Annotated in this window: 22 protein-coding genes and 1 pseudogene; 15 read left to right on the plus strand and 8 right to left on the minus strand. The window is 37.6% G+C overall.

From position 1 onward, the window contains the following. Positions 1–46 precede the first annotated feature (46 nt). The 8 genes and pseudogenes from NBC122_RS06255 to ruvB form a co-directional block, all read right to left on the minus strand. Complete coding sequence (locus NBC122_RS06255) at positions 47–622, minus strand: SCO family protein (RefSeq protein WP_133439562.1); 576 nt, start codon at positions 620–622, stop codon at positions 47–49. Continuing rightward, positions 622–1,470, minus strand: a complete 849-nt coding sequence (locus NBC122_RS06260) for a formylglycine-generating enzyme family protein (RefSeq protein ID WP_133439563.1) — start codon at positions 1,468–1,470, stop codon at positions 622–624. The genes NBC122_RS06255 and NBC122_RS06260 overlap by 1 nt, the downstream gene beginning before the upstream one ends. A 38-nt stretch (positions 1,471–1,508) precedes the next feature. Beyond that, positions 1,509–2,540: pseudogene (gene nirK / locus NBC122_RS06265) on the minus strand (copper-containing nitrite reductase); the annotation flags it as partial. A 199-nt stretch (positions 2,541–2,739) separates the two neighbouring features. Further along, positions 2,740–3,360 carry a dephospho-CoA kinase gene (coaE, locus tag NBC122_RS06270; RefSeq protein ID WP_133439565.1) on the minus strand — a complete coding sequence of 207 codons (621 nt, stop codon included), beginning with the start codon at positions 3,358–3,360 and terminating at the stop codon, positions 2,740–2,742. A 26-nt stretch (positions 3,361–3,386) separates the two neighbouring features. Continuing rightward, positions 3,387–4,253: an MBL fold metallo-hydrolase gene (locus NBC122_RS06275; RefSeq protein ID WP_133439566.1), complete on the minus strand. Its 867-nt coding sequence runs from the start codon at positions 4,251–4,253 to the stop codon at positions 3,387–3,389. Between the two features lie 117 nt (positions 4,254–4,370). Continuing rightward, positions 4,371–4,436: a hypothetical protein gene (locus tag NBC122_RS14685; RefSeq protein ID WP_317127526.1), complete on the minus strand. Its 66-nt coding sequence runs from the start codon at positions 4,434–4,436 to the stop codon at positions 4,371–4,373. A 32-nt stretch (positions 4,437–4,468) separates the two neighbouring features. Further along, positions 4,469–4,696 (minus strand): GxxExxY protein, encoded by a 228-nt coding sequence (locus NBC122_RS06280; RefSeq protein ID WP_317127524.1) that lies wholly within the window; start codon positions 4,694–4,696, stop codon positions 4,469–4,471. A 144-nt stretch (positions 4,697–4,840) separates the two neighbouring features. Then, on the minus strand, positions 4,841–5,863 hold the full coding sequence (gene ruvB / locus NBC122_RS06285) for a Holliday junction branch migration DNA helicase RuvB (RefSeq protein WP_133439567.1): 1,023 nt from the start codon (positions 5,861–5,863) through the stop codon (positions 4,841–4,843). Between the two features lie 160 nt (positions 5,864–6,023). Here ruvB and NBC122_RS06290 point away from each other — a divergent pair, with 160 nt between their 5' ends. The 15 genes from NBC122_RS06290 to guaB all read left to right on the plus strand — a co-directional run bounded on the left by NBC122_RS06290 (position 6,024) and on the right by guaB (position 21,349). Then, positions 6,024–7,169: an MFS transporter gene (locus NBC122_RS06290; protein WP_133439568.1), complete on the plus strand. Its 1,146-nt coding sequence runs from the start codon at positions 6,024–6,026 to the stop codon at positions 7,167–7,169. 276 nt (positions 7,170–7,445) lie between these two features. Continuing rightward, positions 7,446–8,675, plus strand: a complete 1,230-nt coding sequence (gene hutI, locus NBC122_RS06295) for an imidazolonepropionase (protein ID WP_133439569.1) — start codon at positions 7,446–7,448, stop codon at positions 8,673–8,675. Continuing rightward, a complete protein-coding gene (locus tag NBC122_RS06300) occupies positions 8,672–9,745 on the plus strand; it encodes a DUF695 domain-containing protein (protein ID WP_133439570.1) in 1,074 nt (357 codons plus the stop codon). The genes hutI and NBC122_RS06300 overlap by 4 nt, the downstream gene beginning before the upstream one ends. 34 nt (positions 9,746–9,779) lie before the next feature. Further along, a complete protein-coding gene (paaB, locus tag NBC122_RS06305; protein ID WP_125024240.1) occupies positions 9,780–10,061 on the plus strand; it encodes a 1,2-phenylacetyl-CoA epoxidase subunit PaaB in 282 nt (93 codons plus the stop codon). Between the two features lie 82 nt (positions 10,062–10,143). After that, positions 10,144–10,893: a 1,2-phenylacetyl-CoA epoxidase subunit PaaC gene (gene paaC, locus NBC122_RS06310; protein ID WP_133439571.1), complete on the plus strand. Its 750-nt coding sequence runs from the start codon at positions 10,144–10,146 to the stop codon at positions 10,891–10,893. A gap of 119 nt (positions 10,894–11,012) precedes the next feature. Further along, positions 11,013–11,486: a 1,2-phenylacetyl-CoA epoxidase subunit PaaD gene (paaD, locus tag NBC122_RS06315; RefSeq protein ID WP_133439572.1), complete on the plus strand. Its 474-nt coding sequence runs from the start codon at positions 11,013–11,015 to the stop codon at positions 11,484–11,486. 138 nt (positions 11,487–11,624) lie between these two features. Further along, on the plus strand, positions 11,625–12,422 hold the full coding sequence (locus NBC122_RS06320) for an enoyl-CoA hydratase-related protein (protein ID WP_133439573.1): 798 nt from the start codon (positions 11,625–11,627) through the stop codon (positions 12,420–12,422). 66 nt (positions 12,423–12,488) lie between these two features. Beyond that, complete coding sequence (locus tag NBC122_RS06325) at positions 12,489–13,628, plus strand: 3-hydroxyacyl-CoA dehydrogenase NAD-binding domain-containing protein (RefSeq protein WP_133439574.1); 1,140 nt, start codon at positions 12,489–12,491, stop codon at positions 13,626–13,628. A gap of 74 nt (positions 13,629–13,702) precedes the next feature. Next, complete coding sequence (locus NBC122_RS06330; RefSeq protein WP_133439575.1) at positions 13,703–14,116, plus strand: PaaI family thioesterase; 414 nt, start codon at positions 13,703–13,705, stop codon at positions 14,114–14,116. 107 nt (positions 14,117–14,223) lie between these two features. Continuing rightward, positions 14,224–14,736, plus strand: a complete 513-nt coding sequence (locus tag NBC122_RS06335) for an RNA polymerase sigma factor (RefSeq protein WP_133439576.1) — start codon at positions 14,224–14,226, stop codon at positions 14,734–14,736. A gap of 11 nt (positions 14,737–14,747) precedes the next feature. After that, complete coding sequence (locus tag NBC122_RS06340; protein ID WP_133439577.1) at positions 14,748–15,404, plus strand: hypothetical protein; 657 nt, start codon at positions 14,748–14,750, stop codon at positions 15,402–15,404. 12 nt (positions 15,405–15,416) lie between these two features. After that, entirely contained in the window at positions 15,417–16,697 is a 1,281-nt protein-coding gene (locus NBC122_RS14355; protein WP_165983199.1) for a DUF4252 domain-containing protein, read from the plus strand. A gap of 4 nt (positions 16,698–16,701) precedes the next feature. Then, positions 16,702–17,226 carry a DUF4252 domain-containing protein gene (locus NBC122_RS06350; RefSeq protein WP_133439578.1) on the plus strand — a complete coding sequence of 175 codons (525 nt, stop codon included), beginning with the start codon at positions 16,702–16,704 and terminating at the stop codon, positions 17,224–17,226. Positions 17,227–17,277: 51 nt separating this feature from the next. Beyond that, positions 17,278–19,818, plus strand: a complete 2,541-nt coding sequence (locus tag NBC122_RS06355) for a T9SS type B sorting domain-containing protein (protein ID WP_165983200.1) — start codon at positions 17,278–17,280, stop codon at positions 19,816–19,818. A gap of 70 nt (positions 19,819–19,888) precedes the next feature. Then, positions 19,889–21,349 (plus strand): IMP dehydrogenase, encoded by a 1,461-nt coding sequence (gene guaB / locus NBC122_RS06360; protein ID WP_133439579.1) that lies wholly within the window; start codon positions 19,889–19,891, stop codon positions 21,347–21,349. Positions 21,350–21,414: the final 65 nt, after the last annotated feature.

The raw sequence follows: 21,414 nt of genomic DNA on the forward strand, positions 1-21,414 counted from the left end.
CTGCAAAATTTCTTAAGCAGGCTTTGATGGCTGATTTAGTGTTATTTTAATTCAGGCCATTTACGGTTTGTGCTATTTCTTCGGATTTCACGGTTCCTTCAACCTGACTCACCATTTCGCCATTTTTATTAAAGACCGAAATGATGTTGGAGTGGGAGAAAACGATCGGCGAAATTTTCTTGTATTTTACGGCAAGAACATTTGCTAATTCACGTACAGATTCTTTGTCACTTCTTAAGAAAAGCCAGGGTTCACCATCCATATTTCTTTGTTTGGCATAGGCTTTTAAGACTTCCGGTGTGTCATTTTCCGGATCAATGGAAACTAAAACCATGGTGGTTTCTTTCAGTTTATTCTTGTCGATTTTCGATTCGATCTTCTGCATATCTGCAACCAAAATGGGGCAAGCCGTTGTACAACTTGTAAATATCATGACGACAACTAAGTTTTTACCTTTTAAATCTTTTAGCTGAAGTTCTTTACCGTCCTGGTTTTGCCATTTTGAATCCAACATAAATATGGATCCTGCAGAAGTTTCTTTTTTTGCAGTTTGAGGTTCTTGTTTTTCAGAACAGGAAAAAAGGAATATCGCTGAAAATAAAGCTACAATTAAATTTTTCATTATGGTGTATTTGATGCATCTTTTGCACACCGGAAACCGAGATTCCCGACGGTATAATTTGCTTTTAAACTGGATCGGAATGCGTATCTCATAAAGGAAGCGTAATTTAAAACATCAGTCGCAGTAGTTGCTGCCGAGGCGCAGAACAATCCTTTGTCATCGAATTCGGCCGTACGGGAATCGCTGGTCGTCATGATTGAATTAAAGTCGTCAGTCCATTCCCAAACCAGATCAAACATATTGTAAACGCCCCAATAATTAGGCGCAGAACTTTTTACTTTGTTTTTCTGCCGGTCTTTTTCGTTATAAAGATTGATCAGATGAGCAGAGTAGGTTGGTTTGTTTCTGGCGTTCGGATTTTCTTCATCAGCCATCGCCACATATTCCCATTCATCTAAAGTCGGTAATCTTTTGCCTGCACTTTTTGCGTAAGCTTTCGCTGCAAACCACGAAACGTAAGTTACGGCTGCATTTGGATCTGCATTTTCAGGAAGCGTTTCATCACCCTGCCAATCTTTCAGATAGGTGTCATCAGCAAAAATTGCTTTGATATTGCTGCGTTTCCATTGCGGATTTTTTTTAACAAAATCCAGAAACTCTGCATTCGTGACCGGTCTTTCATCCAATAGGAAATCTGCAACTTTAACCAGAGTGCTGTCTTCCCCGTAAAAAGGCTGATAGTCGCCACCTTTAATCAAAACCATTTTAACATCAGGAGTAATGGCAGTTTCCTTTTGAGTTGAACTTGAAGATCCTTCTGTTGATTTGAGTGTGTTTGCTTTTTCACAGGAAACCATCAGAAAAAAGAAACCACCAAGGAACAAGAATATTTTAATAATTTTGGACATGGCGGTTTCTTTAATTATAATTAATGGTTGTAGGATTATTTTACTTTATTGTAGATTTTCGGATTTTTCTCTCCAGTCACTTTTAGCATTCCGATAGCACCTTTATTAAATGCCCGGAAAATTGAGTGGTCCACGATAATGTAGTTTCCTGGTTCTTCAACCTTAAATTCTACGATAGCTGCTCCGCCTGCGGGGATTACTGTGGTTTGTACGTTTTTGTTAATGGCGCTTCCTCCTTCCATATATACCCTGTCGAAGATTTCACCAATCACGTGGAAAGAAGAAACCAGGTTTGGTCCGCCATTTCCTACGAAAAGTCTTATTGTTTCGCCTACTTTAGCTTCCAGGGCATTTTCACCCATTAAAGCATTCTTCTTGCCATTGAAAACTACATAAGATGGTCTTTCGTCAACTCCTTTATCCTGATCAAATTCCTGAAGGCCTTTTTCATCGGTTTTTCCTTTGGTGTAGAATTCGCCCTGCATGATGTAATATTCCCGGTCAACTTTTGGCAATCCGCCAGCTGGTTCTACTAAAATCAAACCATACATTCCGTTGGCAATATGTAACGGAACCGGTGCTGCTGCACAATGGTAAACATATAAACCTGGATTGAGCGCTTTAAAATTGAAGACCGCCTCTTTTCCCGGAGCCACGTTGGTCGCTTCTGCGCCGCCACCCGGACCGTTCACCGCGTGAAGATCGATATTGTGAGGCATTACACTGTCGCTTCTGTTGGTTACGTGAAGTTCAACTTCATCGCCCACTCTGATTCTGATAAAAGTTCCCGGTACGGTACTGTTGAAAGTCCAGAATTTGTAAGTTACCCCGTCGGCTAATTCACCAACTTCTTCGGTTGCTTCTAAATGAACGACTACTTTTTTGGCAGCGCGGTCACCAATCGGAGCAGGCACCATCGGTGGATTTACAATTGCCTGGGTTTCTGTTTCACCGCTGACTTTGATGTCCATTGCGTTTTCAGATGTTGCCGTGGAATTTTCGGAAGGATTTTGTTTACAAGCCTGCAATGTTAATAGGGCTAATGTAAAACAGGTTACGATTCGTTTCATAATTAATTTTTTATGCTGTTCTTTAATAGGACAAATTTATCTTAATTAGACTGTGTTTGAAAATTTGATGGTATGAGTTTTATCAGATTAAAACACAATAATTTGAAAATCGCATGTAAGGCTTTGCTGTCAGTGCCTGTCATTTCATTTTGCTGCAAAAATCCAATAGAGTATGATTTAACTTTTTGATAAAATTTTACTAGAACGATTTTATTTCCTCCAATACTTTCTTCGTTTCCTGTTGAAGCTCTTCCAATCCATCATTATTAAAAATAACAAAATCGGCAAGTTTCACTTTGTCTTTTTCCGGCATTTGTTTCAGCATAATCGATTCAACTTCACGGTAGGTTTTGTTGTCGCGATCCATGACTCTTTTCAGTCGGCAGTTGTCATCTGCAGTTACGAGAATAGATTTGTAACAACTTTCATTTAATTTTAATTCAAACAAAAGTGCCGTTTCTTTAAAAACAAAATCCGTTGTTTGCTGGGAAATCCAGTTTTCAAAATCGGTTTTTACTGCCGGATGAATCAGTGAATTTAACTTTAATAATAATTCTTCATTATTAAAGACCATTTCAGAAACATATTTTCGGTCGTACAGACCATTTTCGTCATAGGCATTTTCACCCAAAAGTTCTTTGATCTGCTGCTGAAGTTGCGGCTGATCGTTGACAATAGTTTTCGCACGGATATCAGAATAATACACAGGGAATCCTGCTTCTTCGATATATTTCGAGACCGTTGATTTTCCAGAGCCAATTCCTCCGGTTATTCCAATAATCTTTGTGTTGACCCTGGGTTCAGGTTCGTCGTTTATCATTTTTATATAATTTTCTTTTTCTTTAATTAATAACCGAAAACCTCATTCATACTAAAGGTTTGGTCTAAGCGAATTCCCTTTTCGGTCATTTTCAGACTCGCCAGTTCGTGGTGTGCATCGTGTTCAAAAAACAACAGGTAATCGTTATCTACGCACTGTTTCAAAAACTTTCCCTTTTCTTCCATGGTCAAAAGTGGACGCGTATCATAACCCATCACATAAACCTGTGGAATGTGGCCCGCAGTAGGAATTAAATCTGCTGCAAAAACAATCGTTTTTTCCTGATACTGAATCACAGGAAGCATTTGCTTTTCGGTATGTCCATCCACAAAAATAACATCCATCTTCAAATCCGGGGCAAAACCATAATTTCCACTTTTCGGTGTTGGCAGAAAATTCAACTGCCCGCTTTCCTGCATCGGCAGAATGTTTTCCTTCAGAAAACTGGCCTTTTCTCTTGGGTTAGGTTCGGTTGCCCATTTCCAATGGTTTTCATTCGTCCAGAAATGGGCGTTTTTAAAAGCCGGTCTGTAACCGCTGCGGTCGTCATTCCACTCGATGGCGCCGCCGCAATGATCGAAATGAAGGTGCGTCAAGAAAACATCTGTAATGTCTTCTTTTACGAAACCATATTTTTTAAGATTTTTATCCAATGTATCGTCGCCATATAAGGAATAATGTCCAAAGAATTTCTCGTCCTGTTTGTTGCCTAAACCACAATCGATGAGGATCAGTTTTTTACCGTCTTCCACCAAAAGCGAGCGGGTTCCCAGTTCGATCAAATTATTTTCATCGGCCGGATTCGTTCTTTGCCAAAGGGTTTTCGGCACGATACCAAACATCGCACCACCATCTAATTTAAATTTTCCGCACTGTATGGGATAGAGTTTCATAAAATTTTAATTTTTATCTTGATATATTTTTAACGCAAAGATCCGCAAAGACTTTTTTACTTGCACATCACTTTTTAAGAACGCAAAGGCGTTTCACTCAGCAAAGTAGTAAATCTTTTACAAATTATTTGCTATTCTTTTAACGCCGTCTTTAAATAATAAAGAGTGAAAATTCAACAGCATACCTAATTTAAATCCTGTAATTCTTAAATAGTTTAAAGTTGATAGGTATGATAAGTAATAATTTCAGGAACTGCCTTAATCTCTATTATTACTTTATCTTCAATTGAAATATCTTTTTGCTTTTCAACTTTCAAACCGTTCCTCTTTAATTCATAAACTAAACATTCTTCATATACCGCTTCATAAAGACCAATTCCAACCTTACGATGAATTTTCAAACCCGACTCAAATACTACTTTTGAAATTTCATTTTCATTCATATTTTAATCATTTCATTTTACGACATTTATTCAAGCCTTCGCTAAGTGAAACGCCTTTGCGTTCGAATAATAAGTAATACGGTTTCATCTCTTTGCGTCTTTTGCGTTAAAGATATTCTCTCACTTGAAGCGAGATCGTTGACATTAAAAAAGTTCATCAGGTCTTCTCGGCACCGAAATATTCAAATGCTTATACGCTTTTTCCGTTACTTCCCGTCCTCTCGGAGTTCGGATAATAAAACCTTCCTGAATCAAAAACGGTTCATAAACCTCTTCCAAAGTTTCCGGATTTTCGCCAATTGAAGTTGCCAATGCAGAAATCCCCACGGGTTTCCCACGGAAATTTTCAATCATCACGCGCATAATTCTATTGTCCATATCATCGAGTCCGAATTCATCAACATTTAAAGAATTTAATGCAAATTTCGTAATTTCAATTTCGATTTCGCCATTTCCTTTAATTTCTGCAAAATCCCGAACTCTCCGCAAAAGTGCATTTGCAATTCTGGGAGTGCCACGACTTCTTCTCGCAATTTCCAAAGCAGCATCTTCGTAGATTTTAACATCTAAAACCCGTGCACTTCTTTCGATAATCATCGATAAAAGTTCAATCGTATAATATTCTAACCGGGACTGGATTCCGAATCTTGCGAGCATCGGTTTGGTCAGCATTCCGCTTCTGGTGGTTGCTCCAACCAACGTAAAAGGATTCAAACCGATCTGCACACTTCTGGCATTCGGACCGCTTTCCAGCATGATGTCGATTTTATAATCTTCCATCGCCGAATACAAATACTCTTCTACAATCGGGGAAAGCCGGTGGATTTCATCGATGAATAAAACATCATTTTCTTCCAGATTGGTTAAAAGTCCGGCCAAACTTCCTGGCTTATCCAAGACCGGACCCGAAGTGATTTTACAGCCCACTCCCAATTCATTCGCAATAATATGGGCTAAAGTCGTTTTCCCCAATCCCGGCGGACCGTGTAAAAGAACGTGATCCAGCGCACCGCCACGGTTTTTTGCCGCTGCAACAAAAACTTCAAGATTATCCAGAGTCTTGCGCTGTCCGGCAAAATCCCGAAAACTCTGCGGACGGATTTTCTCTTCTAAAATTAATTCATCCTCGGAGAAATTCTCTTGATCGGGATGCAAAAAATCGGGCATTTTTATAAATTTCTTCAAAGATAGAAAATTTTAGAACGGAAATATTCTTATCTTTTTTTAAAATAAAAAAATTAAGTGACTCTCTTTTTATTCGTCAACCATTAATTTAATATCCAAAACACCCGAAATATAAAAGTCTAATGTCTTAATTTTGCGGCATATGTTTTCAACACCTCAAAAGCAAAGAATTGCACTTTCGGCCTATTTCTTTTTATCTGGAATTTGTTTTTCTACCTGGGCTTCCAGAATTCCCACCATCAAAGCTATTTTTAATCTTACAGAAGGAGATTTAGGAAATCTATTAATGATCATGCCGGCAAGTGCCATCATCGGAATTCCTCTTTCTGGCTGGCTTGTCGCAAAATATGACAGCAGAATTCCATTACAAATAGCCAGCGTAACCTTTTTGTTGTCTTTATTTTCTATCGGCTGGGGATTTTCATTGTTTGGACTTGTAATTTCCCTTATATTATTTTCGATATCGCTCAGAATTATTAATGTTGCCATTAATACGCAGTCACTCTCTATTCAGGAAAAATTTGAAAAAAGAATTGTGGGTAAATTTCATGGAGTTTGGAGTATTGGCGGTATTTTAGGCGTGCTGTTTTCAACAATTATGATCAAATATCAGGTTTCAATATTTTGGCATTTTCTGATGATCATGTTGTTTGGGCTCGTCATCATTATTGGGATGTTCCCTTTTCTCATTAAAAATGACAAAGCCAAAACAAGCAATACTTTCAAATTGCAAAAACCCAGTAAATACATTTCCCTGTTAGGATTTATCGTTTTTTTTGCGGCAATTTGTGAGGGAGGAATGTACGACTGGAATGGCGTCTACTTGAAAGAAATTGTAAAACAGGAAGTTTTCACGTACGGTTATTTACTGTTCATGGTTTGTATGACGATTTCCAGATTAACGATCGATAATCTGATGGGACGGTTTGGTATGCAAAAATTGTATATCGCAAGTTCGGTTCTTATCATTTCGGGAGTTCTTATTGCTACTGTTTTTCCGTCCCTTTTTCCCGTTCTTATTGGGTTTTGTATGGTCGGATTTGGCGTTTCCGGACTTTATCCTATGACTTTTATTCTCGCTGGTAAGGCTAAAAAATATTCGGTTCCGATTGTGATTTCCATTATCAGTACCTACTCGACAGTGGGTATGTTTTTAGGTCCGCCGATTATTGGTTATCTTGCAAGTGCATTTGGACTGCAAAAAGCATTTATCACATTTATTGTAGCTGGATTAATGTTTATTCCACTTTCCAAATTCGTTTTCGATCATTTAAAAAAGACCAATTAAGCATAATTTAAATCGTCCTTAAAACCTATTATATTAATACCTTACAAAAAACAACCACCAAGGACACAAAAGTTTTTATCACTGTGAAGATTAAATAATTTTGTGTTAAAGATAAAAAAGGATGATGCAAAAGCGTTCGGCTTATTTTACCTTTAATAGGATTGTTTTTATGCTTTACTCTTTTGTTACTTTTGTGGTTGAAAAAATTGAATTATTTTTTTTGTCAAAACCTAAAGTCTTTTGTTTTATTTTTGAAATATTAAAAAAATCTTCGTCATGAAATTAATCGGTCCTTTCAAACAAATTGTAACGCTTGCCAAACTTCCTTTACGGGGAAAATTATCTGATGACCAACTCGAAATTATTAATGATGGCGGACTTTTAATTAAAGACGGAAAAATAGAAACCGCAGATTCTTTTCAAAATTTAAAAGAACAATTCCCCAATATTGAAATTGAAAATATCGAAGGTGAACAGATTTGTTTGCCGGCTTTTACGGATTCTCACACGCACATTTGTTTCGGAGGAAACCGTGCCAATGATTTTGCGATGAGAAATGCCGGAAAAACCTATTTGGAAATCGCAGAAAATGGAGGCGGAATTTGGAGTTCCGTTCAGCACACGAGACTGGCAAGTGAAGAAGAATTATTAAAAACCACTTTAGAAAGAATCAATTTCCTGGTTTCATTGGGAATTACAACGGTTGAAATAAAATCCGGTTATGGTTTAGATGTTGAAAATGAGCTGAAAATGTTGCGCGTGATAAAAAAAGCACAAGCTTTTACAAAAGCGACTTTGATCACAACTTGTCTTTCCGCCCATTTAAAACCAAGAGATTTCGAAGGAAGTTCAGAGGCATATTTACAATACGTTTTAGATGAAATTTTACCAAAAGTAAAAGAAGAAAACCTCGCAAAAAGAGTTGATATTTTCATTGAAAAATCCGCATTTTTACCGGAAGAAAGCAAAGCGTTTTTATTAAAAGCCAAAGAATTCGGTTTTGAAATAACGGTTCACGCCGATCAGTTTACGTCGGGGAGTTCAAGAATTGCGGTGGAAGTTGGTGCAAAATCAGCCGATCATTTAGAGGCAACTATTGATGAAGACATCGAATTTTTAGCGAAATCTGAAACGGTTGCGACTGCGCTTCCAGGAGCAAGTTTGGGTTTAGGAGAAAAGTTTACGCCGGCCAGGAAAATTTTAGATGCCGGTGGGATTTTAGCGATCGCTTCCGATTGGAATCCCGGTTCTGCTCCAATGGGAAATCTGATTACCCAAGCAAGTATTTTGGCGACTTTCGAAAAATTATCGACCGCAGAAGTTTTGGCGGGAATTACTTTCCGTTCGGCTTTTGCTTTAGGTTTAGAAGACCGCGGAACTTTAGAAAAAGGAAAGAAAGCAGATTTTGTTACTTTTGAAACTGATAATTTCCAGAACGTGCTTTATCAGCAGGGAAGTTTAAGAGCTGAAACGGTTTATATTGACGGAGAAAAACAATCATCATGACTGAATTAAAAAAACTGAACAAATCCACATATCAAGAGTTTTGGAAGTGGTTTGAAACCAAAGAAAAAGATTTTTTCAATGCGGTGAAAGAGCAACAAAACATTGATGAAAATTTTTTAAATATCATTCTACCACAATTGAAGGAATTGAATGAAAATTTCTTCATCCTTGTGGGAATGTCTGATGATCTTACTGCCGAACTCATTATCACCGTTGATGGAAGCATTAAAGATATCGTTTACGCTGAAGAACTTATCGCTGAATCTCCGAATCTTGAAAACTGGAAATTCACCGCGCTCAAACCGGAACTGGATATTGAAAATGTGAGCATCAGAATGGGTGATTACATTTTCGACAAAAACAACATCTATTTCTATTCCAACGACGACGAGGATTATCCGGATGAAATTGACTTAGTTTTTGTTCATGAAGATTTAAATGACCAAAATGAAAATGAACTGATCAATGGAACTTATCTGTTTATCGATAATTATTTAGGAGAATTAAATTTTGTGACTCAGATTGATAATTTTAGCATTGCAGGTAAAAGTGAGGCAGAAAAAGAATTAGTTCCCATCGAAAAATTAAAGGATTTTTTGAGTTGGCGTGAAAGAGAATTTACCGAAAAATACGAAGCCGCCAAAATTGAAACAACCGAAGATTCCTACTCTTTATTAGAAGGAACTTTGGAAAATGGTTTTCCTTTGCTTGCCACGGTGAATGTCGATTTATTGCAATGGGATCAGAAAGCATCACATCCCTGGATTTCGGTTTTGAGAATTGCCTATTCAGGCGATGAAGACAATGGTTTTCCGGATGATAAAGATTATGATTTGTTTAATACAATCGAAGATGATATCATGCTTGAACTCAATTCCGAAGAAGGGAATTTGAATTTGGGCCGGGAAACCGCCGATAATATAAGAGAAATTTATTTTGTCAGCAGAGACTTCCGAAAAATTTCAAAAATTCTCGCCAAAACTGTTGAAAAATACCCGGACTACGAAATGAGCTTTGAAATTTATAAAGATAAGTACTGGCAATCATTTGAACGCTACGGAATTCATTAAAAATCTTTATCTTTAAACCTTAAAATTTACAGCAATGAGCAACTTAGATATGTGGGAAGTTTTCATCCAGACAAAACCGGGACTTTCCCATAAACACGCAGGAACTGTACAGGCTGCAACGGCAGAAATGGCGCTTCAAGCTGCACGCGATGTTTATACCAGAAGAATGGAAGGGACTTCAATTTGGGTCGTTCCGAGTAAATATTTGGTGACTTCTGAAGGCATCGATAAAGAAGCATTTTTCGATCCGGCAGACGATAAACTGTACCGACACCCGACTTTTTACGAAATCCCGAACGATGTGAAAAACATGTAGCAATAGACTTTGAGAAAAAAGAGAATAGAAAAAAGACAATCGTCTTTACTCTTTGTTCTTTCATCTTTAATCTAAAAAATAAATGAATCCACTTTTTAATTATACTTTAAAACTCGCCGATGATACTTTGATTTTTGGTCAGAGACTGGGCGAATTGTGCGGACAGGGACCGTATCTGGAAGAAGATATCGCCTTGACGAATATTGCGCTTGATTATCTCGGACAGTCCAATAATTTTTATAAATATGCAGCACAAATTCAGGATTTGGGAAAAACGGAAGACGATTTGGCTTTCCTGCGTCTGGAAAAAGAATATCTGAATTGCCAGTTATCAGAACTTCCGAACGGTGATTATGCGAACACGCTTTTAAAAGTCTATTTCTTTTCGGTTTATCAAAAAATTCTTTACACGGAATTAATGAAAAGCAGCGACGAACAACTTTCTGCGATTGCCGAAAAATCTCTAAAAGAAGTAAAATACCATTATACGCACACTTCAACCTGGATTAAAATGTTTGCAGGCGGAACCGAAGAAAGTAAAACCCGCCTAAAGAATGCGGTTGAAAATCTTTGGGAATACACTGGCGGAATGTTTGCGGAAACTCCAGGCGAAGAGGATTTAGCAAAATTAGAAATCGTTCCGAACGGAAAACACATTCACGACGTGTGGACGAAAACCGTAACAGAAGATTTCAAAAATTTCGGCATTGAAATCCCGGAAAGTGAATTTATGCAAAAAGGTTCACGAACCGGTTACCACACCGAATATTTTGGTTTTATCTTATGTGAATTGCAATACATGCAGAGAACGTATCCGAATTGCGCCTGGTAAACTTAGTTGATAGTTACAAAATTATTGATTTTCAGTTTTTGTGAACTTTTATGAAGCATAATTTTCACTTTAATAATCATAAAACTTTTGTGCCTTAAAAAAAACAATTTAAAAATCCTGTGGTTAATCAAGCAAACTTACTAGAACTCCTTTCCCAAATTCCCGATCCCGAAATTCCCGTTATCAATATCGTGGAACTCGGCATCGTTCGGGATGCAAAAATGATTTCCGAAAACGAAGCAGAAATCGTGATTACTCCGACGTATTCGGCTTGTCCGGCCATGTTTAATATTGAAGAAGACATTGTAAAACTCTTCAAAGAAAAAGGAATTTCCGCGAAAGTTATCACAAAAATTTCCCCTGTTTGGACCACCGACTGGATTACCGACGAAGCACGTGAAAAACTGCGGGTTTACGGAATTACGCCGCCTGAAAAAGGAAATCACGAAGATCATTTGAATGTTCCGAAAAAATGCCCAAGATGCGGTTCTTACAATACCAGACAAATCAGCCGTTTCGGTTCTACGCTTTGCAAAGCCAGTTATCAGTGCAACGACTGTCTGGAACCTTTTGATTATTTTAAATGTCATTAAAGTAATGTAATGATTTGCAAAGGTGATGATCAAAACAATCATTATTCTGAACATTACAACTTTTACTTTAAATATAATTAAAACTTTATCTTTGTTAAAGTCCACCTTAACACATTATCAAATCATCACATCAATATTATGTACAAACAACTCGAAATAGAATCTCATCTTGATGGGAAACTTCAGATCGCCTATTTAAATGACGAGAAAACGTATAACAGTTTAAACAAAACATTGCTTTCTGAACTCAGAACTTTTGTTCATGACGGAAGTCGTAATGAAAATGTTCGATGCCTCGCTATTTCAGGTCGTGGAAAAGCCTTCTGTTCAGGTCAAAATCTGAAAGACGCCATGTCGTTCAGCGATCCTGATGAGGAAAGAGTCATTCAGCGAATGGTGATTGATTTTTATAATCCTTTGGTGAAGGAAATTGCAAACGCGAGAAAACCGGTTATTTCTTTGGTGAACGGTCCTGCAGTTGGTGCCGGCGCGATGTTGGCCCTTATTTGTGATTTTACTTTGGCGACAGAATCTTCTTATTTCTCCCAGGCTTTCGTAAACATCGGACTGATTCCTGATACTGGCGGAACGTATTGGTTACCAAAGCTTTTGGGTAGACAGCAGGCGAATTATTTGGCTTTTACAGGCAAGAAAATTTCCGCTGCAGAAGCGAAAAATTTAGGATTAATCGCTGATGTTTTTGAAGATGAAAATTTTATGGTTAACGCGATGGCTGTTTTAGAACAAATATCCAATCTACCGACCAAAGCAATTTCTTTAACCAAAAAAGCGTTCAATGAATCTTATGACAATACATTGAGCCAGCAATTGGATGTTGAAGGAATATTGCAACAAACCGCAGCCGAATCGGAAGATTTTATGGAAGGGGTTTCTGCATTTTTAGAAAAAAGAAAACCGGAATATAAAGGAAGATAATTCGATGATGTGATAATTTGACGATTCTCTCATCATCTCATCAACACATTAACATATCAACACATTATGAAAATTGGAATTATCGGGTCCGGAACAATGGGAATAGGAATTGCGCAGGTTGCGGCAACTTCAGGATGTGCGGTTTTTTTGTACGATGCAAATGTTGCGCAAACGGAAAAATCATTAGCAAACCTCCGAAAAGTTCTGGACAGATTGGTAGAAAAACAAAAAATATCTGCAGAAAAAAGTGAAGATATTTTCAATAAAATTAAACCTTGTACCGAACTTCAGGATTTCAAAGACTGTGATTTGGTCATTGAAGCAATTATTGAAAATAAAGAAATTAAAACAAAAGTTTTTCAAAATTTAGAAGAAATAGTTTCTGATGAATGTATTATTTCGAGCAATACTTCTTCGATTTCGATTACTTCGCTCTCCGCTGAATTAAAAAACCCGAAACGTTTCATTGGGATTCATTTTTTCAATCCGGCACCTTTGATGCCTTTGGTTGAGGTAATTCCGGGATTATTGACAGAAAAGAATTTAGCAGAGGAAATTGTTACTTTAATGGAAAGTTGGGGAAAAATTCCCGTGATTGCGAAAGATGTTCCAGGTTTTATTGTGAACAGAATTGCGCGTCCGTTTTATGGCGAAGCTTTAAGAATGGTGGAAGAAAACATCGCGACTCCTGAACAGGTTGATGATGCGATGCGAACTTTGGGGAATTTCAAAATGGGACCCTTTGAATTAATGGATCTCATTGGAATCGACATTAATTTTTCTGTAACAAAAACGGTTTACGCTGATTATTTTTTCGATCCGAAATACAAACCTAGCCTGCTTCAGCAAAGAATGAGCGAAGCCAAATTACATGGTAGAAAAACCGGAAAAGGATTTTATGATTATTCAGAAAATGCTCAAAAACCGGTACCGGAAAAAGACGAAGAACTCTACCACGAAATTTTCATGCGAATTTTATCAATGTTGATCAACGAAGCCGTAGAAGCAAAACGGCTCGGAATTGCGAACGATCAAGCCATCGAATTGGCGATGCAAAAAGGCGTGAATTATCCGAAAGGTTTATTGGCTTGGGGAAAAGAAATCGGTTATTCAACAATTTCTGAGACCTTGCAAAAAATGTACGGCCAATATCAGGAAGAGCGATATCGGCAAAGTCCATTACTTCGTAAAATGAGTAATAAGTAATTGGTAATCAGCAATAGGAAATACTGGACTTATTCAACTCAAACACTCAATACCCAAACACTCAATAACTAAAAATGACGCCAGACGAACTCGCTCAATACCTACTCAATCAGGATCATTTCTCGCAATGGATGGGAATAAAACTAATCGAAGTCCGGGAAAAATACTGCCTGATTGAAATGCCCGTCAAACAGGAAATGATCAATGGTTTACGAACGGTTCACGGCGGAGTCACCTTTTCACTTGCCGATTCGGCGTTGGCTTTTTCGAGCAATAATACCAATGAAGCTTCGGTAGCGCTGCATTGTTCCATGAACTTTACCAAAGCCGTGAGATTGGGCGATACTTTAACCGCAGAAAGCGTTCTGATTTCCGACACCCGAAAAACCGGAGTTTATGATATTTCGATTACCAATCAGCATAAAGTTCTGGTGGCTACTTTTCGGGGAACGGTGTATAAAATTGATAAAAAGGTGACGGATTTGTAATCCGACTTTTGCTTTAAAACTAGAACTTCAAAAACTATTTTGAAGTTTTTTTTATTTTGATGTAATATAATTCGGAAATTAGTTGTCTTACTTATAGAAACAAAACTATGACTCATGCAGTTTTTAAAGATACGGTATTTTGCCTCAAAGATGAGATGTATCGTTTTGCGAAAAGATTCGTGATGAGCAGCGACGAAGCCGAAGATGTTGTACAGGATTTGATGATGAAATTCTGGCAGAAAAAAGAAGAACTCGCCAATTTTGGCAATCTGAAATCCTACGCAATGAAATCGGTGAAAAATGAATGTCTGAACCGGTTAAAACACGAAGATGTGAAAATGGGTTTTGCAGATTTTCAGATGCATCGAAGTGAGCTTTATCAGGTGGAAACCAATAATCTGAAAGAACAGATCATCGGATTCATCAACCAACTGCCAGAAAAACAAAAAGCCGTGATTCACCTGAAAGATGTAGAAGAATATGACGTCTCGGAAATTGCAGAAATGCTGGACATGGAAGAAAATGCAGTTCGTGTAAATCTAATGAGAGCAAGGCAAAAGGTAAAAGACCAGATTCAAAAGCTGATGGATTTTGAAAATAGAATGATTGATAGTTTATAAAAAAAATGAAAATGAAAACTGACCCGTCAAAAGATAAATATACCGAAATCCTGAAAGAAATCAAGGAAGAAAAAATGAATTGGGATTTCGAAGATTTTTTAGCTGAAACAGAAAAAAAAGAGAAAATCATCCCAATTACTTCGAAGACGGAAGGCGGTTCTTTCTCAAAAATTTTCTGGATGGCGGCAAGTGTTGTACTGCTTGTTGCGCTGGGAATCCTCTTTAAATATGAATCCGGCAACACCATGGATGAAAAAAATCAGATGGTACAGAATGAAATCCTCAAACAGAAAGATGTTTTCCAGAAGGACTCACAATTAGCGATTAATCAGATCAATGATTCTTTAAAAATAAAACCGGACAGCATCATTTCTGACTCCACGCGAACAGTTGAACAGAACAGTGATACAGATATCATGGAGCAGCTGATCCCAAAAAGAGGCAGAATCAACAGAGCCTCAAGAGTACGGTATGCGGAAATTTCAGCCCCTAAAAACACAAAAACACCAAAATACGAATCTAATTACGTGATTATCAACGGACAAAAAATAGAAAACGAACAGGAAGCGATTGACTTGACGAAGTACTCCTTCCGGATCCTGTCCGAAAATGTGTCTAAAACGATGGCTCAAACTGAGGTTATCAATTCCTTTAACAATGATTACTAAAAATAAATTATCATGAAAAAATTACTTTTAATATTCGCCCTTTTCTTTTCCCACTTCTTTCAAATCAATGCCCAGAAAGATAAGCTGGATCAGCTTTTTGAAAAATACCAGGAAACCGATGGCGTGACCTCGATTAAGATTGCAAAACCGATGTTCAATATGCTGAACAAGCTGAATATCGCTGATAATGAACTGACCCAAATAAAACCGTTACTGAGTAAAATCAATGGATTGAAAATTCTGATTGTCGAAAAGCCTGACGAACAGAAACTGCAGTCGCAGTTCCAAAAATTACAGTCCGACATTTCTGCTTCCATAAAAAGTATGAAATATGAAGAACTGATGACGGTGAACAGTAAAGACAATAAAATAAAATTTCTGTCTTCTGATGCCACAAATGGGATTCTCGACAATCTTTTACTGAGCATCAATTCCGACGGAAACCAAGTATTAATGATGCTCGACGGCAAAATTTCTATGGATGATGTGAACAACCTCATCAATGAAGCCGAAAAATCCGCGCCCATCAGTTCTGCTATTTCCACCAGTTCCAAAACTACCGTTATCACCAGTAATTCGGACATTACTACCAGCGGAACAAGCCAGGTCCGAAATGTAGGTAAGTTTGCAGGAATCTCGGTTTCCAGCGGTATTAAAGTGAATTTCACGCAGGGAAATAATCAGTCGGTCATTGTAGATACGGACCAAAATATGCAGGAATATGTTTCTACCGAGGTTCAGGACGGAATCCTAGTTATTGCGGTAAACAATAAAAATAAGAAGAACTTAAATTTCAAAAAATTATTAGTAACCATCGAAGCGCCGCGACTTTCTTCGGTAAAGGTTTCATCCGGTTCGCTTTTAACAGCGATTAATACAATTAATGAAAGCGATTTTAAAGCAGATATTTCATCGGGCGCCAATTTGAATGCAGATTTAAATATTAAAAATACGGTAAAAATGGAAATCAGTTCCGGTTCAAGTGCTAGAATTATGGCCCATGCAAAATCCATAGAAGTTGAAGGAAGCAGTGGTTCGATGTCAACAATTGAAGGGAAAGCCGATAAAATAGCGATCGACTTATCGAGTGCTGCCGCTTGTAACGCACAGAATCTGGTAGCTAAAGACGTCATTGCACATGCTTCTTCCGGCGCCAATATTAAAGTTCACGCAACGGAAACCTTAGCAGGAAGCGCAAGTTCCGGAGCATCAATCCGGTACAAAGGAAATCCCAAAATATCGAGTACTGACACCAAATCTACAAGTGGCGGAACTATTAAACCTTTAGACTAAAATCATGAAAAAAATATATTTCTTATCCGCGTTTGCCTTGCTGACGATTTCTTTACAATCCTGTATTGTATCACAGCATCCGAATGTGGGATTCTTTGATAATCCTTACTATGATTATAAAGACGCCAAATTCACGAGCATTAATGTTCCGATGTTTCTCGCAAAACCCATTGTAAAAAAAGCATTGCGGGAAGATGGTGAAAATGAAGAGCTTATCAACCTTATTAAAAAAGTTTCTGATATTAAAGTAATGACCATCGAAAACGGAAATGCAGAAATGGTCGCTGATTTTGCCAAATATTTGAAGAAAGACAATTTCGAAGACTGGATGACCGTGAAGAAAGAAAAAGAGACGATTCATTTTCAGGCAAAACAGAAAGGAGACGAAATCAAGCGGCTAATGATCACGGTTGCCTCGGAAAGCGAACTTGTTCTTTTAGATGTTACCGGCAAGTTTACGGCGGACGATATTTCCAGGCTCATTAATTATTCAGAGAAAAATGAGGTAAATAAGATGGTAACGAAGTAATTTAACATTTTTAAATAAACCATTGCTATTTTTTTTAATTAAATTTAGCCAATGAAATTTTCAAAAGTCCTTTTATTTGTTACGCTCTTTCTGGGTTTAAATGCGAAAGCGCAGTTAGACTTAGAGCACTGGTTTCCCCCTGTATACAGGACCTCTTCTGGTCATGAGATTTCAGAAATATTTTTTTATCTTTCTACTGATAAAGTCGATCCTTTTGCTATAAAGGTTTACAATAATAATGTATTGATTAATACTTATACTCTAAGCAAGTCTTCCCCACTTATTTTTACTGTACCAGAAAGTATGATTTATGTAAAAACAGATAAAAGAGTCATGCAGCCTATTTCCAGCGGGATTCACATAACAGGACAGAAAAGCTTCTATGCAAGTTTGCGGTTGGCATCTGGGCCACCAATAACAAGTTCTAAAATTGCCGATGTTTTTGCTTCTAAAGGAAAGTCTGCGCTAGGCAAAGAATTTTTTACGGTGATGGACCAGGTGATTCTTTATGGTAACAAACCTGATGCTATGAATTATGTTGCCTCGGTGATGGCAACCAAAGATAATACTCATGTGCGGGTTACAGATTATGATAAAGATATTATTTTCTCTAATGGAAGTTCCGATGATGAACTGAATTTTACTTTAAATAAAGGCGAGTCCTATATCATCGCTGCCGATAAGAAACAAAATAATCCCAGTGGGATTTTAGATGATAATGACCCCAATTTAATCGGAGCAAAAATTACATCTGATCAACCTGTCGTAGTTTCCAACGGTAATTTTTTGAGTCAAGATCTTGGGTTGGAGTCTGGAAATATGAATTTTGACCAATCAGTTCCAACGTCTAAGATCGGAAAAGAATATTTCATTGTTAATGGAATGACTAAATCTGATATTATGGAGAAACCTCTTTTTGTTGCAACGAAAGACAATACCAAAATTTACTTTAATGACGAAAAAACTCCTTTTATCACTCTGAACAAAGGCGAACATTATATCGGACCTTATGCTAATCGTAACGATAAATGGATTAAAGGAAATCAACCAGAATTTGTAAATACCGAACCGATCACAATCCCAACTCGGGGAATGTACATTCGTGCCTCCGAACCTATTTATTTATACCAATTAATTGGAGGTTATAATTTTTTAGTCAGAGGACCGGTACCTAATTTTACAGACTTTTCAAGCGGGATGTTATTTTCTTACCCGCTCGATAAAAATTATCTGCCAGATCCACGGCAGAAATTATCCAATACCGTACAAATTCCTAGTATAAATAAATTGGGTGTTGTAACAGTTGATAATAAAATCACCGTAAAAACAGAAGACAACGCTACTATTCTTTTTAATGGAGGCGCAGTTACCAACCTTTCTCCTATTCCAGGAAAACCGGGTTGGTCCTATTTTACAAGGCCTTATAATGTAGGAGACATCAATATCACCTCAAACAAAAGTCTTATTGTTGATGTCGTTGGCGGATTTAGATATGCAGGGTTTGGAAGCAGTTATACTGGCTTTTCCAATGATCCATTCATTATCAGAAATGGAAACTGTATTGAAGAAGGTGTTTACCTTTATGTGAATAATACCGACTTCATTAGTTTTCAATGGCAAAGAAACGGCGTGGATATTCCTGGTGCAACGAGTCCGAATTACACTCCTAATCTTCCCGGAAATTATACTTGCGTTTGTTTTTATACCGGTTTCAGTTCCACAACAGATCCAGTTTTTGTAGATGCATGCCCCTACACGATGACCGAAAAAAAACTCGGAAATTTCTGCAACTCATTTTATATCGGTCCTTCATTTAGTCCACCGAGAATCAAAGAGATAATTAAGTCAATACAAATATTAACCCAGCCATTACATGGAACAGCAACTGTTTCCGATGACGGTATTATGGTTAAAATTGATGATGATTTTTCCGGAGACAACCGAATGGTTTATCAATTAACTTCAGAAAGTGGTTTCTATGAAATATTCAAAGTTAGCTTTACGATTTATGCTTCGCCTACTGCCGAATTAAAAAATGCAATTTTTCCAAAAAGCTTTAACAACAGAAATTATATTTATGATTTAACAGAATCCATTGTCGCCAATCCAGATACGGATGTTCTAAAATATTATCGTTCAATGAGTGATGCAGAAAGTGGCATTAATGAAATTACAGGAAATCAAATCACCAATTTCAATACAAACAATAACGAGGTTTATGCCAGGGTTATTACTAAAAACAATTGTTTTAGAATTAACAAGATAGATTTAATTCAAACTGATATTCCGGACCAACCAGGAAATCCCGACACCCTTCTTCCCAATGTTTTTACCCCAAATGATGACGGTATTAATGATGTTTGGGACTATTCAGCATTAGGGAATATGAGTAATCTACAGTTGGCTATTTTCGACCGATATGGCAGCAAAGTCTATGAACATGGCAAAAATAACAAATCCTTTTGGGACGGAAAATCAAGAAACGGCATGAGCCATCCGACGGGAACGTACTGGGCTTACTATATTGTCACCGATGAAATGGGCAACAGAATTCAGAAAACGCAATGGGTTCTTCTGAAGAATGCCTATTAAATTTCTGTTAATAAAAAGCATAAATTTTCATCTTTGATAAAAATAACTTAATTTCGCGCAGAAAGTAAAGATGTCTATCCACAACAAAATCGTAGAAACGGCCATCACTTTCGATGACGTACTTCTAATCCCTTCTTATTCAGAAGTTTTACCTAATCAGGTTTCTTTAAAATCACGACTTTCCGATAAAATCACCCTCAATGTTCCCATAGTTTCCGCAGCAATGGACACGGTAACGGAAGCAGAAATGTCTATTGCCTTGGCAAGAGTTGGAGGTTTAGGTTTCATTCACAAAAACATGCCTATTGAAGAACAGGCAGCACAAGTTTACCGGGTAAAACGTTCAGAAAACGGAATGATCTCTGATCCCGTGACACTTACAAAAGACCATACTCTGAGATACGCCAAAGATTTAATGGCTGATTATAAAATTTCCGGCTTACCAGTAGTGGACGCTGAAAATACTTTAATTGGAATCATTACCAACCGGGATGTAAAGTATCAGGAAAATCTTGAGGCAAAAGTGGAAGAATTGATGACGAAAGACAAATTGATTACTTCTGATAAATCCACCACCCTGGAACAGGCCAAACAAATCCTGTTGAAAAATCGGGTAGAAAAACTTCCTATCGTTGATAAAGATTTCAAACTTGTTGGTTTAATTACCATTAAAGATATCGATAATCAAATGGAATATCCCAATGCAAACAAAGACAGCAAAGGAAAATTGATCGTAGGAGCCGGCGTAGGAATAGGCGAAGACACCATTGAAAGGGTTACCGCTTTGGTAAAAGCTGGCGTCGATATTATTGCTGTTGATTCAGCACATGGTCATTCAAAAGGAGTTTTAGATAAAATTACAGAAATCCGGAAAAACTTTCCAGATCTTGATATTGTAGGAGGAAACATTGTGACTGCAGATGCTGCAAAAGATTTGATCAATGCCGGTGCGAATATCCTGAAAGTGGGTATCGGTCCCGGATCGATCTGTACAACCAGAGTAGTTGCCGGAGTTGGGGTTCCTCAATTGTCTGCAATTTATAATGTTTTCGAATATGCGAAAAGCCAAAATGTAGCCGTAATTGCCGATGGTGGAATTAAATTATCCGGCGATATTGTAAAAGCTTTGGCTTCTGGCGCAAGTGCCGTAATGCTCGGCTCATTGTTGGCAGGAACGGATGAAGCTCCTGGTGAAGAAATTATTTTTCAGGGTAGAAAATTCAAGGCTTATCAGGGAATGGGTTCACTTTCAGCCATGCGACGTGGCGGAAAAGAAAGATACTTTCAAAGTGAGGCCAAAAAATTCGTTCCCGAAGGAATTGAAGGCCGGGTTCCCCACAAAGGAAAATTAGAAGATGTCGTCTTTCAGTTAACCGGCGGAATCCGCGCCGGCATGGGATATTGCGGCACCAAAGATATCGATACTTTACAAAAAGACGGAAAAATGGTAATGATTACCGGAAGTGGTTTAAAAGAATCGCATCCACATGATGTTATTATTACGCAGGAAGCGCCGAATTATTCGCTGTAAAAAAATCAAACTTAATAGAATATCAGCAAAAATCATTTTGTCACTGATAAAAAAAGAAAAACCTG

Origin of the sequence: Chryseobacterium salivictor (assembly GCF_004359195.1) — a bacterium.
GTDB lineage: Bacteria > Bacteroidota > Bacteroidia > Flavobacteriales > Weeksellaceae > Kaistella > Kaistella salivictor.

Coding starts and splice junctions, on each gene's coding strand:
- NBC122_RS06290 (WP_133439568.1), top strand. CDS start 6,024: ATGTTTTCAACACCTCAAAAGCAAAGAATTGCACTTTCGGCCTATTTC.
- guaB (WP_133439579.1), top strand. CDS start 19,889: ATGTCTATCCACAACAAAATCGTAGAAACGGCCATCACTTTCGATGAC.
- ruvB (WP_133439567.1), bottom strand. CDS start 5,863: ATGCCCGATTTTTTGCATCCCGATCAAGAGAATTTCTCCGAGGATGAA.
- NBC122_RS14355 (WP_165983199.1), top strand. CDS start 15,417: ATGAAAAAATTACTTTTAATATTCGCCCTTTTCTTTTCCCACTTCTTT.
- NBC122_RS06320 (WP_133439573.1), top strand. CDS start 11,625: ATGTACAAACAACTCGAAATAGAATCTCATCTTGATGGGAAACTTCAG.
- NBC122_RS06255 (WP_133439562.1), bottom strand. CDS start 622: ATGAAAAATTTAATTGTAGCTTTATTTTCAGCGATATTCCTTTTTTCC.
- NBC122_RS06260 (WP_133439563.1), bottom strand. CDS start 1,470: ATGTCCAAAATTATTAAAATATTCTTGTTCCTTGGTGGTTTCTTTTTT.
- NBC122_RS06300 (WP_133439570.1), top strand. CDS start 8,672: ATGACTGAATTAAAAAAACTGAACAAATCCACATATCAAGAGTTTTGG.
- paaC (WP_133439571.1), top strand. CDS start 10,144: ATGAATCCACTTTTTAATTATACTTTAAAACTCGCCGATGATACTTTG.
- NBC122_RS06325 (WP_133439574.1), top strand. CDS start 12,489: ATGAAAATTGGAATTATCGGGTCCGGAACAATGGGAATAGGAATTGCG.
- NBC122_RS06280 (WP_317127524.1), bottom strand. CDS start 4,696: ATGAATGAAAATGAAATTTCAAAAGTAGTATTTGAGTCGGGTTTGAAA.
- NBC122_RS06275 (WP_133439566.1), bottom strand. CDS start 4,253: ATGAAACTCTATCCCATACAGTGCGGAAAATTTAAATTAGATGGTGGT.
- NBC122_RS06340 (WP_133439577.1), top strand. CDS start 14,748: ATGAAAACTGACCCGTCAAAAGATAAATATACCGAAATCCTGAAAGAA.
- coaE (WP_133439565.1), bottom strand. CDS start 3,360: ATGATAAACGACGAACCTGAACCCAGGGTCAACACAAAGATTATTGGA.
- NBC122_RS06330 (WP_133439575.1), top strand. CDS start 13,703: ATGACGCCAGACGAACTCGCTCAATACCTACTCAATCAGGATCATTTC.
- NBC122_RS06350 (WP_133439578.1), top strand. CDS start 16,702: ATGAAAAAAATATATTTCTTATCCGCGTTTGCCTTGCTGACGATTTCT.
- NBC122_RS06355 (WP_165983200.1), top strand. CDS start 17,278: ATGAAATTTTCAAAAGTCCTTTTATTTGTTACGCTCTTTCTGGGTTTA.
- NBC122_RS06335 (WP_133439576.1), top strand. CDS start 14,224: ATGACTCATGCAGTTTTTAAAGATACGGTATTTTGCCTCAAAGATGAG.
- hutI (WP_133439569.1), top strand. CDS start 7,446: ATGAAATTAATCGGTCCTTTCAAACAAATTGTAACGCTTGCCAAACTT.
- paaB (WP_125024240.1), top strand. CDS start 9,780: ATGAGCAACTTAGATATGTGGGAAGTTTTCATCCAGACAAAACCGGGA.